At 67.1% G+C, this 13607-nt stretch carries 11 protein-coding genes; 5 read left to right on the top strand and 6 right to left on the bottom strand.

Annotated elements, in window-relative coordinates:
• Positions 1–3 precede the first annotated feature (3 nt).
• The 4 genes from AC1Q7F_RS18940 (at position 4) to AC1Q7F_RS18925 (ending at position 4342) form a co-directional block, all read left to right on the top strand.
• Positions 4–1545 (top strand): carboxylesterase/lipase family protein, encoded by a 1542-nt coding sequence (locus AC1Q7F_RS18940; protein ID WP_492509689.1) that lies wholly within the window; start codon positions 4–6, stop codon positions 1543–1545.
• Between the two features lie 382 nt (positions 1546–1927).
• Positions 1928–2848: a 2-dehydro-3-deoxygalactonokinase gene (locus tag AC1Q7F_RS18935; protein WP_492509686.1), complete on the top strand. Its 921-nt coding sequence runs from the start codon at positions 1928–1930 to the stop codon at positions 2846–2848.
• Positions 2849–2860: 12 nt separating this feature from the next.
• The gene (locus AC1Q7F_RS18930) at positions 2861–3493 is read left to right on the top strand and encodes a 2-dehydro-3-deoxy-6-phosphogalactonate aldolase (protein ID WP_492509684.1); all 633 of its coding nucleotides are present in this window, start codon (positions 2861–2863) and stop codon (positions 3491–3493) included.
• A 105-nt stretch (positions 3494–3598) separates the two neighbouring features.
• A complete protein-coding gene (locus AC1Q7F_RS18925; RefSeq protein WP_492509682.1) occupies positions 3599–4342 on the top strand; it encodes a FadR/GntR family transcriptional regulator in 744 nt (247 codons plus the stop codon).
• Between the two features lie 129 nt (positions 4343–4471).
• Here AC1Q7F_RS18925 and AC1Q7F_RS18920 read toward each other — a convergent pair whose 3' ends face one another.
• The 6 genes from AC1Q7F_RS18920 to AC1Q7F_RS18895 all read right to left on the bottom strand — a co-directional run bounded on the left by AC1Q7F_RS18920 (position 4472) and on the right by AC1Q7F_RS18895 (position 12830).
• The gene (locus AC1Q7F_RS18920) at positions 4472–6538 is read right to left on the bottom strand and encodes an alpha/beta hydrolase family protein (RefSeq protein WP_492509680.1); all 2067 of its coding nucleotides are present in this window, start codon (positions 6536–6538) and stop codon (positions 4472–4474) included.
• A 116-nt stretch (positions 6539–6654) separates the two neighbouring features.
• A complete protein-coding gene (locus tag AC1Q7F_RS18915; RefSeq protein ID WP_492509678.1) occupies positions 6655–7434 on the bottom strand; it encodes a MetQ/NlpA family ABC transporter substrate-binding protein in 780 nt (259 codons plus the stop codon).
• An 11-nt stretch (positions 7435–7445) separates the two neighbouring features.
• Positions 7446–8111 (bottom strand): methionine ABC transporter permease, encoded by a 666-nt coding sequence (locus tag AC1Q7F_RS18910; protein ID WP_492509676.1) that lies wholly within the window; start codon positions 8109–8111, stop codon positions 7446–7448.
• Entirely contained in the window at positions 8080–9135 is a 1056-nt protein-coding gene (locus AC1Q7F_RS18905) for a methionine ABC transporter ATP-binding protein (protein WP_492510048.1), read from the bottom strand. Before AC1Q7F_RS18905 ends, AC1Q7F_RS18910 begins: the two co-directional genes overlap by 32 nt.
• A 190-nt stretch (positions 9136–9325) precedes the next feature.
• Positions 9326–11566: an LPS-assembly protein LptD gene (locus AC1Q7F_RS18900; protein WP_492509674.1), complete on the bottom strand. Its 2241-nt coding sequence runs from the start codon at positions 11564–11566 to the stop codon at positions 9326–9328.
• A 154-nt stretch (positions 11567–11720) separates the two neighbouring features.
• Positions 11721–12830: a serine hydrolase domain-containing protein gene (locus AC1Q7F_RS18895; protein ID WP_492509672.1), complete on the bottom strand. Its 1110-nt coding sequence runs from the start codon at positions 12828–12830 to the stop codon at positions 11721–11723.
• Between the two features lie 102 nt (positions 12831–12932).
• Between AC1Q7F_RS18895 and AC1Q7F_RS18890 the strand changes: the two genes are divergently transcribed.
• Entirely contained in the window at positions 12933–13604 is a 672-nt protein-coding gene (locus AC1Q7F_RS18890; RefSeq protein ID WP_492509670.1) for a GntR family transcriptional regulator, read from the top strand.
• Positions 13605–13607: the final 3 nt, after the last annotated feature.

Here is a 13607-nt window from a genome sequence, read left to right as displayed (position 1 = left end):
GAGATGTCGCAGATGAAGGCCAGGGCGTTTTTCCTCTGCCTTGCCATGCTGGTGGCGGGACCGGTGCTGGCCGGCGACGGGCCGCTTGTGGCGACGGCCAGCGGACCGGTGCGCGGGCTGGCGGCGGATGGGGTGGAAAGCTTCCGCGGCATTCCCTTCGCCGCCCCACCGGTGGGGGATCTGCGCTGGCGGCCACCGTCACCGGTCACGCCCTGGACGGACGTGCGGGCGGCCCAGACCTATGGGGCGGATTGCGCACAGAAGCCGTTCATCGGCGACGACGCGCCGCTGGCCACGGTGCCGGCGGAGGATTGCCTGTATCTGAATGTCTGGCGGCCGAAGGGGGCCAAGGGAATGCCGGTCATGGTGTGGATCCATGGCGGCGGCTTCGTCAATGGCGGCACCTCGCCGGCCATCTATGACGGGTCGGCGATGGCGCGTGATGGGGTGGTCGTGGCGTCGGCCAATCATCGGCTGGGCCGCTTTGGCTTCTTCGCGCATCCGGCCCTGACGGCGGCGGGCGGGCCGGTCGGCAATTACGGCTTCATGGACCAGATCGCGGCCCTGCGCTGGGTCGCGGCCAATATCCGTGCCTTTGGCGGCGATCCGGATAATGTCACCCTGTTCGGGGAAAGTGCCGGGGGCCTGTCGGTCAATATGCTGCTGACGGCGCCCGAGGCGCGCGGCCTGTTCCACAAGGCCATCGCCATGTCGGGCGGCGGCCGGTCCAGCCTGCTGCCCTCCCCCACCCTGGCGGAGGGGGAGGGGATGGGCGCCCGCTTTGCCGCCAACCAGGGGATCACGGATAGGGGTGCCGCCGGGCTGGCAGCGCTGCGCGCCCTGCCGGCCGACCGGCTGGTGGGGGCGCTGAACCTGGCCACACTGGGCGGTACGGACGATTACTCCGGGCCGGTCATCGACGGGAAACTGCTGGGCGGAGAGTTGCTGGCCCTGTTCCGGGCGGGCAAGGCGGCCAGGGTGCCCGTGATGGTGGGGGCGACCAGTGCCGATGGCTGGTACAGCGGCGGCGACAAGGACAAGATTCTGGGCGGTTTCGGGCCGTTGCGCGATGCCGCCGCCCGCGCCTATGACCCGACGGGAAACGATCCCAGCCCGGTCGTGGGCCACCGGGTCAATGGCGACGCCATGTTCATCGAGCCGGCGCGCGCCATGGCCCGCGCCCTGGCGGCGACGGGCCAGCCGGTGTTCCAGTATCGATTCTCCTATGTCGCGCAGAATATGCGGGCGCGCTGGGCGGGCACGCCACATGCCAAGGAACTGCCCTTCATCTTCGACCGGGTGCTGGCGCGCTATGGCAGCGTGGCGACGAAAGGGGACCTGGCCATGGCGGCGCGGCTGCGCACCTACTGGACCAGCTTTGCCCGTACCGGCGTGCCCGGTCACGGCAAGCCTGTGGTGGCGCCGCGTATGGTGGCGGGCGATGAATGGCTGGTGGATTTCACCAACCAGGGGCCGATCGTCAGCCGCGATCCGTTCCAGGCGCGCCTGGACGTGACGGAGCGGCGGATGGAGGGGCGGCCATAGGGGAAGGGGGGATGCCCTTTTCCGCCTTCCCGGCGAAGGCCGGGACCCAGGATCACAAGCCCGACAGTTCAGCAGCCTTGATCACACCGCCGTAAGGTCGGGCGTTTGGCCCCTGGGCCCCGGCCTTCGCCGGGGAGGCGATATCATTGAGTGCTGCTGGGCTCGACAAAAAAGACCGGCCCCTGCGAGGCAGGAGCCGGTTCCCTGAAGGATCAAGTCTGTTGGGAGGGTGGGCCAACAGGGACCCGTCCCCAAAGGGAACGGTATCGACACCACACTGGCTTCTATTTATCGTATAAATCAGGTTAGTCAAGCCCCTACACTTTACAGGTGGCGGATTTGTCATATATATCCACCGCATTCGGATCGGGGGGGATCATCGATGCGGGGTGACGGGCTGTTCATCGCCGGCGATTGGGGTACCAGCAATTTGCGGCTCTGGCTGTGCCGGGACGGCGCGGCGCTGGACCGGGCGGAAGGCCCCGGCGTGGCGGCCGTGCCGGGCCGGGTGGAGGCGGCGTTTCTGGCGGCCACCGCCGTCTGGCGCGCGGTGCATGGTCCTCTGCCGGCTTTGTTCTGCGGCATGGTCGGGTCGTCGATCGGCTGGGTGGAGGCGGTGTATCAGCCCTGTCCGGCCGATGTGCGCTCCCTGGCCTCCGGTCTGACCCGCTTTACGGCGGCCGGTGCCGAGATGGCCATCATCCCCGGCCTGTCCACCATCAACCCGCAGGGCGCACCTGACGTGATGCGGGGGGAGGAAACGCAGATATTGGGGGCGCTGGCCACACGGCCGGAGCTGGGCCAGGGCCGCCGCCTGCTGTGCCTGCCCGGTACCCATGCCAAATGGGTGCTGCTAGAGGATGGTACGGTCCGGCATTTCCAGACCGGGTTCAGCGGAGAGCTGTTCGCGCTGCTGCGCCAGCACTCTGTGCTGGGTCGCGGTACGGACGGGTTGCAGCCGCAGCCGGGCGCCGCCTTTGACCGCGGCGTGGAACGGGCCTTGACCAATGCCCCCCTGCCGCATCTGCTGTTCGAGGCGCGGTCGCGCCAGCTGCTGGAGGGGATGTCGGCGCAGGATGCGCTGTCCTTCCTGTCCGGCCTGGTGATCGGGGCCGATGTGGCCGGCGGGCTGGCGGGGGTGCGGGGCGACCTGGACGGCCCCGTCACACTGGTGGCCAGCCCCGTCCTGACCGATGCCTATGCGGCTGCCCTGCGCGTCGCGGGGCGTGCGGCCGCGTGCCTGGACGGCGCCGACCTTGCGCTGGCCGGGCTGTTTTCCGTCCATACCGCTTCCCTGTCGTGAAAGCCTGAGACCATGATTGCCAACCTGGAACGCCACCTGACCGACACGCCCCTGGTCGCCATCCTGCGCGGCGTCACGCCGGATGCGGTGGTTTCCATCGGCCGAGCCCTGTTCGATGCCGGCTTCCGCGCCATCGAGGTGCCGTTGAACAGCCCCGATCCGCTGGACAGCATCGCCAGGCTGGCGGCGCATTTCGGCGATACCTGCCTGGTCGGCGCCGGCACGGTGCTGAGTGAAGCGGCGGTGGATCAGGTGGCCGCCGCGGGTGGCAAGCTGATCGTGACGCCCAACAGCGACCCGTCGGTGATTGCCCGCGCCGTCTTTCTGGGCCTGCTGCCCATGCCCGGATTCGCCACCGCGACGGAGGCCTTTGCCGCCATCAAGGCCGGTGCCCGGCACCTGAAGCTGTTTCCCGCCTCCACCTATGGCCATGGCCATCTGAAGGCGCTGTCGGCGGTGATGCCGCGCGATGTGCGCCTTTATGCCGTGGGCGGGGTCGGGGCCGGCAATCTGGGCCCCTGGCGCGAGGCCGGCGTGGCCGGAATCGGCGTCGGCGGCGAGGTTTTCAAGCCGGGCATGGATGCCGCCGAGGTGGGTGAGCGCGCACGGCAGATTATTTCGGCCTGGCGGAACGGGGTTACCTGATATCGGTATCTTGCCTTTCCTCTCCGCCTGCTGGATAGCTATCGTGGAGACAGAAAACAGCCGCGTGCCCCGGGGATGGGGCCGGCGATGCGGGAGCGGGAACGCATGAGCGGGAATGAGCGGGGATTGCGGGCGGAGTCCGGTCGGAACTTCACCTATGGCATCCTCCAGCAACTTGGCGTCGATATTGTTACCGGTACCTATGGTCACGCCAACCCGTTCCCGACGGAGGCGGAGCTGTGCAAGCGCCTGGGTGCCAGCCGGTCGGTGCTGCGCGAGGCAGTGAAGATGCTGACGGCGAAGGGCCTGTTGAAGGCCCGCCCCCGCCAGGGCACCTGGATCGAGCCGGAGCGCAACTGGAACCTGCTGGACCCCGATGTGCTGCGCTGGCTGCTGGAGCGCAAATTCTCGCCCACCCTGCTGCTGGAATTCACCCAGGTGCGCCTGGCGATCGAGCCGGTGGCGGCGTCGCTGGCCGCCATCCATGCCGATGAGAAGGCCAAGGGCGCCATCCAGCTGGCGCTGCGCCGCATGCAGGCCGCCGAACTGGGCGATGATGACCCGCTGACCTCGGACATCGCCTTCCATGTCGCGGTGCTGGAGGCGACGGGAAACCGGTTCTATGCCCAGCTGCGCGATGTCATCGATGCGGCGCTGCGCACCTCCATCCGCCTGACCAACCGCCGCAAGGGCGTGCGGCTGGCCAGTGTCGCCGACCATCAGAAAGTGTCGGACGCCATCATCGCCGGAGATGCGGAGGGTGCGGCCGTGGCCATGCGTCACCTGATCCTGGAAGCCATGACCCTGATCGAAAGTGCCGCCACCAAGGGGGACGAGGGGGCGGATTGAGGTGGGCTTCGTTACCCTCTCTCCAACCGTCATCCCGGCTTACGCCGGGATGACGGTGGAGTTGTGTGGCGGCCTTACAGCCCAGGCTTAAAAAATGGGGCGGGACCGCGCGGTCCCGCCCTTTTTACATCACGATGCCGGAGCCGTGGGGCCGGGGGCGACGTGGGCCTTCACCCAGCGTTCGACCTCGCCATACCAGAAGACGCTGTTCTGCGGCTTCAGGACCCAGTGGTTTTCATCGGGGAAATAGACCAGGCGGCTTTCCACGCCCCGGCGCTGGAGCGTGTTGAACAGCTCTATCCCATGGTTGATGGGCACGCGCAGATCCTGCTCACCATGCAGGACCAGGGTCGGGGTCTTGAAATTGCCGGCCTGCATGTGCGGGGAATTGCGGGCGATATTGTCCTGATCGTCCCAGAATTCCTTGAACCGTCCCTGGCTGCCGCTGAAATCGGCGGCATACTGGCTGTAGAGGTTATAGACGGCGGCGTGGATCACCAGGGTCTTGAACGGATGTTCGCGGCCCAGGATGAAGCTTGTCAGGTAGCCGCCGTAAGAGGCGCCGGCGGCCAGCATGCGGTCCTTGTCGATGAAGGGCTTGGATGCCAGCCAGTCGGCGGCCTTCATCGTGTCCTGGTACGGCACCTCCCCCCATTCGGGATTGATGCTGTCGGTGAAGGCCTGGCCGAAGCCGCTGGAGCCATGGAAATTATGCCAGGTGACGACATAGCCCCAGCCGGCGAAGACCTGGGCGTTCCAGCGATAGCTGAAGGCATCGGTGATGGCATTGTGCGGGCCGCCATGGACCAGCATCATCGCCGGATATTTCTTCGCCGGGTCGAAGTTTGGCGGATAGACCACCCACATCTGGATATCGGCGTTATTCGCCCCCTTATAGGCCACACTTTCCACCTTGCCCAACTGGAAGCCCGACAGGGCCTGGGCATTGGCGGCGGAGATGTCGCGGATCTTGCCGGATTTCGCATCGATGGCCACCAGCTCGCCCGGCGCGCTGATCGACTGGCGCAGGCCCACCAGGGTCTTGCCCGCCACCTCCACATCGGTCACGTCGCCAGTGGTGCCGTCGGTGACGCGCTGCGGCTTGTCCTTGCCCCTGGCGTCATAGCGATAGACGCGCTGGACCGAGGCATCATCCACGGCGCCGTAGAGTGCCGCGCTGTCGCCCGTCCAGGCGAAATTGCTGGCTGAGCGGTCGAAGTCCTTGGTGATGTCGCGCGTCGCACCCGTGGCGCGGTCGCGCACGATCAGCTTGGCATTCTCGCCATAGAAGCCATAGAGGGTGCGCTGGTTATAGGCCAGAGACTTGCCGTCGGGCGCATAGAGCGGGTTGCTGTCGGGGCCGGTCGCGTTGGCCGGCGTGATGTTGGTGGCGGCACCGCCGGCCACCGGGATGGTGAACAGGTCGACATTGGGGCGGTTGCCCACCTTGTCGATATTTACCGGGAAGGCGATCTCCTTGCCGTCGGGCGAGATGTCGAAGGGGGCGGAGCCTTCATTATACTGCACCGACACGCCGCTGCCCGGCGTGATGGCGCGGGGCGCGGCACCGTCGATATCGGTGGCGTAGAGATGGTTCTCGCGGTCATCCAGGTAATGGTCGAAATAGGCGATGGGCGCCTTGTCCCACACCCGGGCCGACATCTTGCTCTCCTCGCGGTCCTTCAACCGCTTGCCCTGGTCGTCCCAGGTGGAGAGATCGGCCCAGACCCGCGTCATGAACACCAGGCCCTTGCCATCGGGCAGCCATTTCGGCGTGCGCGCGCCCGTGGGCACGCTGGTCACCCGCCTGGCCTCCCCACCCGCGACGGGCAGGACATAGATCTGCGGGGCCTTGTCCTCATCCCGCTTGGCGGTGAAGGCGATGTACTTGCCATCGGGGCTCCACACCGCATCGCCCTCTGCCGCCGGGTCGGTGGTCAGCTGGCGCGCCGGGCCGCCATCGACGGGGAACAGCCAGAGATCGGCCGCGCGCTTGTCCGTCTTCAGGTCATAGACGGAGACGGAAACCACCGCCGACTTGCCGTCGGGCGACAAGGCGGGCGCGGCCAGCCGCTTCATCCCCCACATGTCGGTGGCGCTCATCACTTTCTTGGCTTGCGCCATCGCCGGGCCCGCAAGGGCCAGGGCGGCACCGGTCAGCATCAGGCCCACAGGGGCCAGGGTCCGCAATCGCATTTATACATCCTCCGTCCGACAGGATTTTGGGCGCGAGGATGACAGGGCCAGGCTCAGGCGAACAGGGCTGTAACAAAGGCGTTACGAGGCGGTGACAATTGTGTCGGGGGCGGCCCTCACCAGGCCGGGACCACCGCCCCCTTGAACTCCGTCTCGATGAAGGCCTTCACCGGGGCGGACTGGTAGATCGATACCAGCTTCTTCACCCAGGGCTTGTCCTTGTCCCCCACCTTGACGGCGATGATGTTGGCATAGGGGCCGTTGGCGGGTTCGCGGGCGATGGCGTCCTTGATCGGGTCCAATCCGGCCTCCAGCGCGTAATTGCCGTTGATGGCGGCGGCGTCCACGTCGCCCAGGCTGCGCGGCAGCTGGGCCGCGTCCAGTTCCACGATCTTGAAATTCTTCGGGTTCTGGGTGATGTCCAGGATCGTGGCCTTCAGCCCGGCCTTTCCATCCACGCCGATCAGCCCCTCGCGGTTCAGCAGCAGCAGCGCGCGGCCGCCATTGGTGGGATCGTTGGGGATGGCGATCTTCGCGCCCTTGGGCAGCGCGTCCAGCGACTTGGCCTTGGACGCGAAGATGCCCAGGGGGAAGGTCACGGTCTGGGCGACGCTGACCAGCTTGAAGCCGCGGTCGGCGATCTGGTTGTCCAGATAGGGTTGATGCTGGAAGGAATTGGCATCCAGGTCGCCATCGGCCAGGGCGGTGTTGGGCACGACATAGTCGCTGAATTCCAGGACCTGGAGGTCCAGGCCCTGGGCCTTCGCCTCCTTCTTCACCACGTCCATGATCTGGGCGTGGGGGCCGGGGGTGACGCCGATGCGGATGGTTTCCGCATCCGCGGCGAGGGGGGCCAGCAGGGCGGCGGCCAGGGCGAGCAGGGTGGGAATGCGCATGGGTCGAACCTTCAGCTTCCGGGGTGACGTTTGTCCAGGCGGCGGGCCAGGGCCTCGCCGCCCGATTGCAGGGCCTGCACCACGATAATCAGGATCAGCACCACGGCCAGCATCATTTCCGGCATGAAGCGCTGATAGCCATAGCGGATGCCCAGGTCGCCCAGGCCGCCACCCCCGACCGCGCCCACCATGGCGGAATAGCCCACCAGATTGACGGCGGCCAGCGTCAGGCCGCGGACGATGCCGGCCCGTGCCTCGGGCAGCAGGATCTTGGTCACCACCTGGCCGGGGGTCGCCCCCATGGCGCGGGCGGCGTCCAGCAGGCCGTGATCGACCTCGCGCACGGCCCCTTCCACCACCCGCGCGATGAAGGGGATGGCGGCCAGCGTCAGCGGCACCGTGGCGGCGGCGGTGCCGATGGAGGTGCCGGTCAGCAGCCTTGTCAGCGGCACGATGGCCACCACCAGGATGATGAAGGGGGTGGAACGGGTGGCATTGACCAGCAGGCCCAGGGCGCGCTGCAAAGCCGGGCGGGGCAGCAGGTCGCCGGTCCCGGACAAGGCCAGGAACAGGCCCAGCGGCACGCCGGCCAAGGTGGCCAGCCCGCCCGCCACCAGGACCATCAGCAATGTCTGGACCGTGGCGTCAGCCAGCAGCGACAGCATCTGTGGCGACATGTCCCAGAACCTCGATCTCCGCGCCACGGGTGCGCAATTGGTGGATGGCGGTGGCGATGGCCCCATCATCGCCGGACAGGGCGGCGATCAGGCCGGCAAACGGCTGGTCGCCCAGGGGTTGTACCCGGCCGGCGATCAGGCGGGCGGCGATGCCCTGGCCGCCCAGGTCGGACAGGATCGGAGAGGCGGCAATCGCCCCCACCGCATGCAGACGGACCAGGGTGGCGCCGCCGGGGACGGGGATGGGCGACAGGCGGGCGGCCAGATCGGCCGGCAACTCCGTCCCCGTCTCCCCCAGCAGGAAGCGGCGGGTGGTGGGGTGGGCGGGATGCGCGAACACGTCGGCGACGGCACCCTGTTCGATGATGCGTCCGGCCTCCAGCACCACCACCTGGTCCGCCACCTCGCGCACCACCGCCATCTCATGCGTGATCAGCAGCACGGTCAGGCCCAGATCACGGTTGATGCGGCGGATCAGGGCCAGGATCTGGCGGGTGGTTTCCGGATCCAGCGCCGACGTCGCCTCGTCACACAGCAGCAGTTGCGGATTGGGGGCGAGCGCGCGGGCGATGCCGACGCGTTGCTTTTGTCCGCCGGACAGGGCGGCGGGATATTGGCCCGCCTTGTCGGTCAGGCCGACAAGATCCAGCAGTTCGGCCACGCGCGGGCCGATGCGGTCGGCGGACCAGCCGGCCAGTTCCAGCGACAGGGCGACATTGCCGGCCACGGTGCGGTTGGCCAGCAGGTTGAAATGCTGGAAGATCATGCCGATGGATTGCCGCGCACCGCGCAGGCCCGCCTCATCCAGGGCCGTCAGGTCACGGCCGCCGACGATGATTGTGCCGGCATCGGGCCGTTCCAGCAGGTTGACGGCGCGCAGCAGGCTGCTCTTGCCGGCCCCGCTGGGGCCGACGATGGCGGTGATGCCGCCCTTGGGAATGTCGAGGTCGACCCCGGCCAGGGCGGCAACCGTGCGGCCATCCTTGCCATGGAAGGTCTTGGCGATACCCGCCAGCCGCACCATAACGGCCTCGGGCGCATCCGGTCCTGTCACAATCGGGTCCATGTCACTCATCGGGCGGTCGCTGGCCGATCCTGCCCTGGATTGCTGTCAGGGCAAAGAGTGAAGTGGCGATGGCCGGCGGGCAATCGGCGAATTTACGCGGCTGGCATGTGGTGTGAGGTATAATACACAATTATTTATGTTGATACTATCACTGATCCTGCTGACCGAAGACGGAACCGGAAAGCGACGGGCTCATGAACTCGCCCAGATTCTTGAAGGCGACGCGGAAGAACAGACGGTCGCCGCGATCAATGCCGGTGCGCTGCGTGCTGTCGCGTTCGGCCACCAGCTGGAAGGTCAGGCAATCCTCCTGATAGGTCAGGGTGGCGCTGGACAGGACGGGGCCGCCGCCGGGTGCCAGGTCGCGCCGATGGTTCACGCCCACCGACCAGCGGTCGGTAAGGGCGGACGAGATGCCCAGGGTCAGTTCCTCACGGTTGCGGGTGGCCAGCCCGCCATCCTGGGTCAGCTTGTCCAGATAGACATAGGAGCCGGAGACGCGGAACTGCTGCGGCCCGAACACGCCATAGACGTCGTGCAGGCGCTGGGCCAGGTTCTCGCTGTCCAGGCGGAAGGAATAGGAGATGTCCATCCAGGGGCTGGGCGTCAGTTCCAGCTTGCCCACCACGTCGGACGTGCGCCGGCGCAGGCCCGACCCGCCGGGGAAATCCCCATCGCCCTGCAGGCGCTGGCTCTGGCCTAAGAACAGGGTGGAGGAGCCGCCGCCGAACCCGAACAGGCCGGCCTTGACGCCATAGGTCAGGCGCTGCCCACCCTCCAGCCGGTCGATGCCGGGATAGCGTGAGGCCCGGAACAGGTTGGTGTAATCGAACTCGATATCCTGGCTGTCCTCGTTGGGGATGTTGGCATTATTGTCGTAATTGGGGGCGGCCGACAGCATGACCATGGGTTCCACCAGGGTCTGCACCGTCTCGTCCTGGCGGGCCAGGGGGAAGCTGACGGTCCAGTCGGCATGCGGGAAGGCGCGCAGGCGCACCTTGTCGTCGGGTTCCACCGTGCCGTCGGCCCGGCGCAGGTTGGACACCCAATAGCCGTCGGCCCGCGCCTCCGCCTTCAGCACGGAAACCAGGCCGAAACCGGTGATGTCATCGCGCCGCCAGCCCGCGGCCGAGGAGACGCGGCGCGTGTCATTGCCGCTGGAGCGCAGCAGCGACAGGAAGCCGGCATCGGCCGACCAGCGCCCGCCCAGCAGCCCGCCCGGCTCACCCAGCGCGCTATAGGTGACCATGGGCAGGACGAGCGGTTCCTCCTCCAGGTTGCCGGGGCGCAGATCCTGGAAATCATAGACATTGAGGGCCAGGTAATCGCGCCCCTCGAACCGTTCGGCGAAGGCGCGGCTGGCCAGGATATCCTCCCAGCTGTAGTCGTAGCGCAGCAGGTGGGTGTTATCGGTCACGCGCTTGACATCGAAACCCCAGCGCCAGTTCTCGTCGATATCGAAGCGGCCGGTGCCGAAGATATGGCCGCGGAAATCCTTCTTCTCCACCACGCCGGCCGTGGTCTCGCGCGCGCGGTCGGCATAGACCGCACTGCCGGACAGGGTGATGGAGCCGGTGGCCAGACGCTGGCGATACTCACCCCCCAGCAGCAGCCCATCCTCCGTGCTGGGCGTCACCTCCAGGGTGAAATCCTTGCTCTCGTCAATATCGTAGAAATAATAGATGCGGGCATAGGTGCCCAGGTCGGAACTGATGCCGCCGCCCGGCGTCAGGAAGCCGCTGCGCCGTTCGACCGTGGGGTCGGGATGGCCGAAGAAGGGCAGCCACATCACGGGCATGCCCGCCACCTCCAGTGTGGCGTCGCGGTAATTGACGTCGCGGGCCTGCTGGTCATGGGTGATGCGGGCCGCCCGGATCTGCCAGATGGGCGGGCGCGTCGGGTCGGTGGCGCACAGTTCGCACGGGGAATAGACGGCATTCTCCATGCGGGTATAGCGGCCCTCGCGCCGCTCCCCCTGCAGGGCCGCGAATTTGGAATTGTCGGACAGCAGGATGCGAACCTGGTCCACGAAGCCCTGCTGCAGATCGTCCGTCAGTTCGGTGTAATTGGCGAACATCACCTCGCCCGTCGGCTCCAGGATGGAGACATTGCCCGACGCGGTGACGACGTTGGTCTTTTCCGAGAAACTGACCGTATCGGCCAGCAGCAGGCGCCCGCCCTGCGACAGTTCCACCTTGCCCCGCGCCGTGACGATGCCCAGGTCCTGGTCGTAATCCACGCTCTCGGCCGAGAGCAGGACCGGCTGGCCGGTTTCCTTTGCCGATGTGTCAGCCGGGGCGGGCGCTGCCTGGGCCAGCGCCGTGCCGGACAAGCCCAATGCCAGCGCCGTGGACAGGAGCAGGCGGCGATAGGTCCGGGCAGGGTGCATCTTCGACAGCGTCTCGGGTTGCGGGCAACGGGTGTTAGCTTGTCCCCGACGCCGGGTGCGCTGTCAACTGATGCAGGCGGATGGGCAGGTGGGACATGGCGTCCTGGGTGGTGCCTCCATTGACAAGTCCCCGCTAAAGCGCTGGCGAAGACGGCTATTTCCCGACCGCGGCCAGCACATGGTCGGTCAGGATACGTTCGGACAGGGCGTGGGCGTCCCGGACCCGGAAGTTGGTGGTGGTGATGGTCACGACCATTCGCAGCCGGGGGAACACAGCGACCTTGTTGCCGCCCATGCCGTTCATCAGCCAGGCCGTTTCCTCGCCCTGCGCCGTCTTCAGGCGCTTGATCCACCAGAGATAACCATAGTCGGTCTGATCATCGACCTGGGCATGGGGGCTGGTGGAGGTGGCGACCCAGTCGGCCGGGATCAGGCGCCGGCCATTCCAGACGCCGCCATCGAGATAAAGTTGCCCCAGCTTGGCCAGGTCGCGGCTGCGCAGGCCCAGCCCGCCGCCGGTCATGGCATTGCCGGCCGGCGTCATCTGCCATTCCACGGGGCCGAAGCCCATGGGCGCGAACAGGCGCTGTTGCGCATATTCCTGGACCGGCTGTTTGGTGGCGCGCTGGATGACGGCGCCCAGGGTCACCGTGCCGGCGGTGCAATAGCTCCAGCTGCGGCCATGCGGCGACAGGTTGGGTGGCGTGGTCCAGGGCGGAAAGCCCTTGATGGGCAGGTCCAGCGTGAACCGCACCCAATCCTCCACCAGATACATCCGCTCCTCGTTGCCGCGGGAGAAGGAGTTGCTGTCATCGCATTCGAGCAGGGAACTCATGGTGAGGAAATCCTCCACATTGATCCTGTCCTTGCGCGGATCGGGGTTCTGCAGGGGCTGAAGCTCGGGGAAGAAGGGGACGACGGGGGCCTTGACGCCGAGCAGGGCGCCGTCGGCGATGGCCAGACCGACCAGCATGCCGGTGACCGTCTTCGTCGCCGATCGGGTGTTGCGCGGCGCCTCGCGGCCGCCCTCATCGAAATAATGCTCATAGACCAGGCGCCCATTGCGGACGATGGTGACGCTGGTGATCTTCTGGAAGTCGCCACGCTCGATCGCCGTCGTCATCGCCGCCAGGCGGGCCGGGTCGAAGCCGGCAGAGGCGGGATCGCCGGTTTCCCAATCCTTGGGCGGCGATTGCGCGGCTGCCGTCACGGGGGCGAGGCAGCACAGGGCGATCAGAGCCCATCCCGCAATTTTCATCTTCATGCTCCTCCATTCGGGCCGGTCGGCGGTTCTTTCCGGCCGCTTTCACTGGAAAGCCACCGATATCTGTGTTCTGTATACAGTATATAGGCAATGGAGCAAGTGATGTACGGGGTGGAGCCGATTTCGCGCAGCAGCATCAGCGCCAGCGTCGCGGCCTCCATCCGCGCCATGATCCTGGACGGCCGCCTGGCCGATGGGGAGCGCATCAATGAGGTGAAGCTGGCGGCGGCCTTGGGCGTGAGCCGGACACCGCTGCGCGAAGCCCTGAACCGTCTGGCGTCGGAAGGGACGCTGCTGCGCCTGACCGGCCATGGGCACAGTGTGGCGCCGCTGAGCGTGGCGGAGTTCGACCAGCTTTACGACATCAGGCCGATCCTGGATCCCGCGGCACTGGCGGCCTGCCCGTTGCCGTCGAGGGAGCGGCTGGCCGAACTGGCGGCGATCAATGAGGAATTCCGGAATGCCGGCGATGGCGAGCGGGCCATCGATCTGGACAATCAATGGCATCTGCTGCTGCTGGCCGACTGCCCCAACCGCATCCTGGTCGATATGATCGACACCGTCATTCTGCGGACCCGGCGCTATGAACTGGCCCTGCTGCGCGAACGGCCGCGCGTTCAAGCGGCGAGTGATGACCATGAGCGGATCATGGACGCGCTGGGCCGTGGCGACCTTGCCGGTGCCTGCGACCTGCTGCGGCGGAACATGCAGTGGGGCAAGCAGCCGGTGATGGAGTGGTTGCGGGCGCGGGAGGGGAGGGTACCAGGGCCGTAGGTC

The organism is Niveispirillum sp. GW835-FHT14G11 (assembly GCF_058793615.1).
This window is presented reverse-complemented; position numbering and strand designations above follow the sequence as displayed.

Bases quoted from the DNA above. Each gene is read 5' to 3' on its own strand.
- AC1Q7F_RS18940 (WP_492509689.1), top strand. From the start codon at position 4: ATGTCGCAGATGAAGGCCAGGGCGTTTTTCCTCTGCCTTGCCATGCTG.
- AC1Q7F_RS18935 (WP_492509686.1), top strand. From the start codon at position 1,928: ATGCGGGGTGACGGGCTGTTCATCGCCGGCGATTGGGGTACCAGCAAT.
- AC1Q7F_RS18930 (WP_492509684.1), top strand. From the start codon at position 2,861: ATGATTGCCAACCTGGAACGCCACCTGACCGACACGCCCCTGGTCGCC.
- AC1Q7F_RS18925 (WP_492509682.1), top strand. From the start codon at position 3,599: ATGAGCGGGAATGAGCGGGGATTGCGGGCGGAGTCCGGTCGGAACTTC.
- AC1Q7F_RS18920 (WP_492509680.1), bottom strand. From the start codon at position 6,538: ATGCGATTGCGGACCCTGGCCCCTGTGGGCCTGATGCTGACCGGTGCC.
- AC1Q7F_RS18915 (WP_492509678.1), bottom strand. From the start codon at position 7,434: ATGCGCATTCCCACCCTGCTCGCCCTGGCCGCCGCCCTGCTGGCCCCC.
- AC1Q7F_RS18910 (WP_492509676.1), bottom strand. From the start codon at position 8,111: ATGTCGCCACAGATGCTGTCGCTGCTGGCTGACGCCACGGTCCAGACA.
- AC1Q7F_RS18905 (WP_492510048.1), bottom strand. From the start codon at position 9,135: ATGGTGCGGCTGGCGGGTATCGCCAAGACCTTCCATGGCAAGGATGGC.
- AC1Q7F_RS18900 (WP_492509674.1), bottom strand. From the start codon at position 11,566: ATGCACCCTGCCCGGACCTATCGCCGCCTGCTCCTGTCCACGGCGCTG.
- AC1Q7F_RS18895 (WP_492509672.1), bottom strand. From the start codon at position 12,830: ATGAAGATGAAAATTGCGGGATGGGCTCTGATCGCCCTGTGCTGCCTC.
- AC1Q7F_RS18890 (WP_492509670.1), top strand. From the start codon at position 12,933: ATGTACGGGGTGGAGCCGATTTCGCGCAGCAGCATCAGCGCCAGCGTC.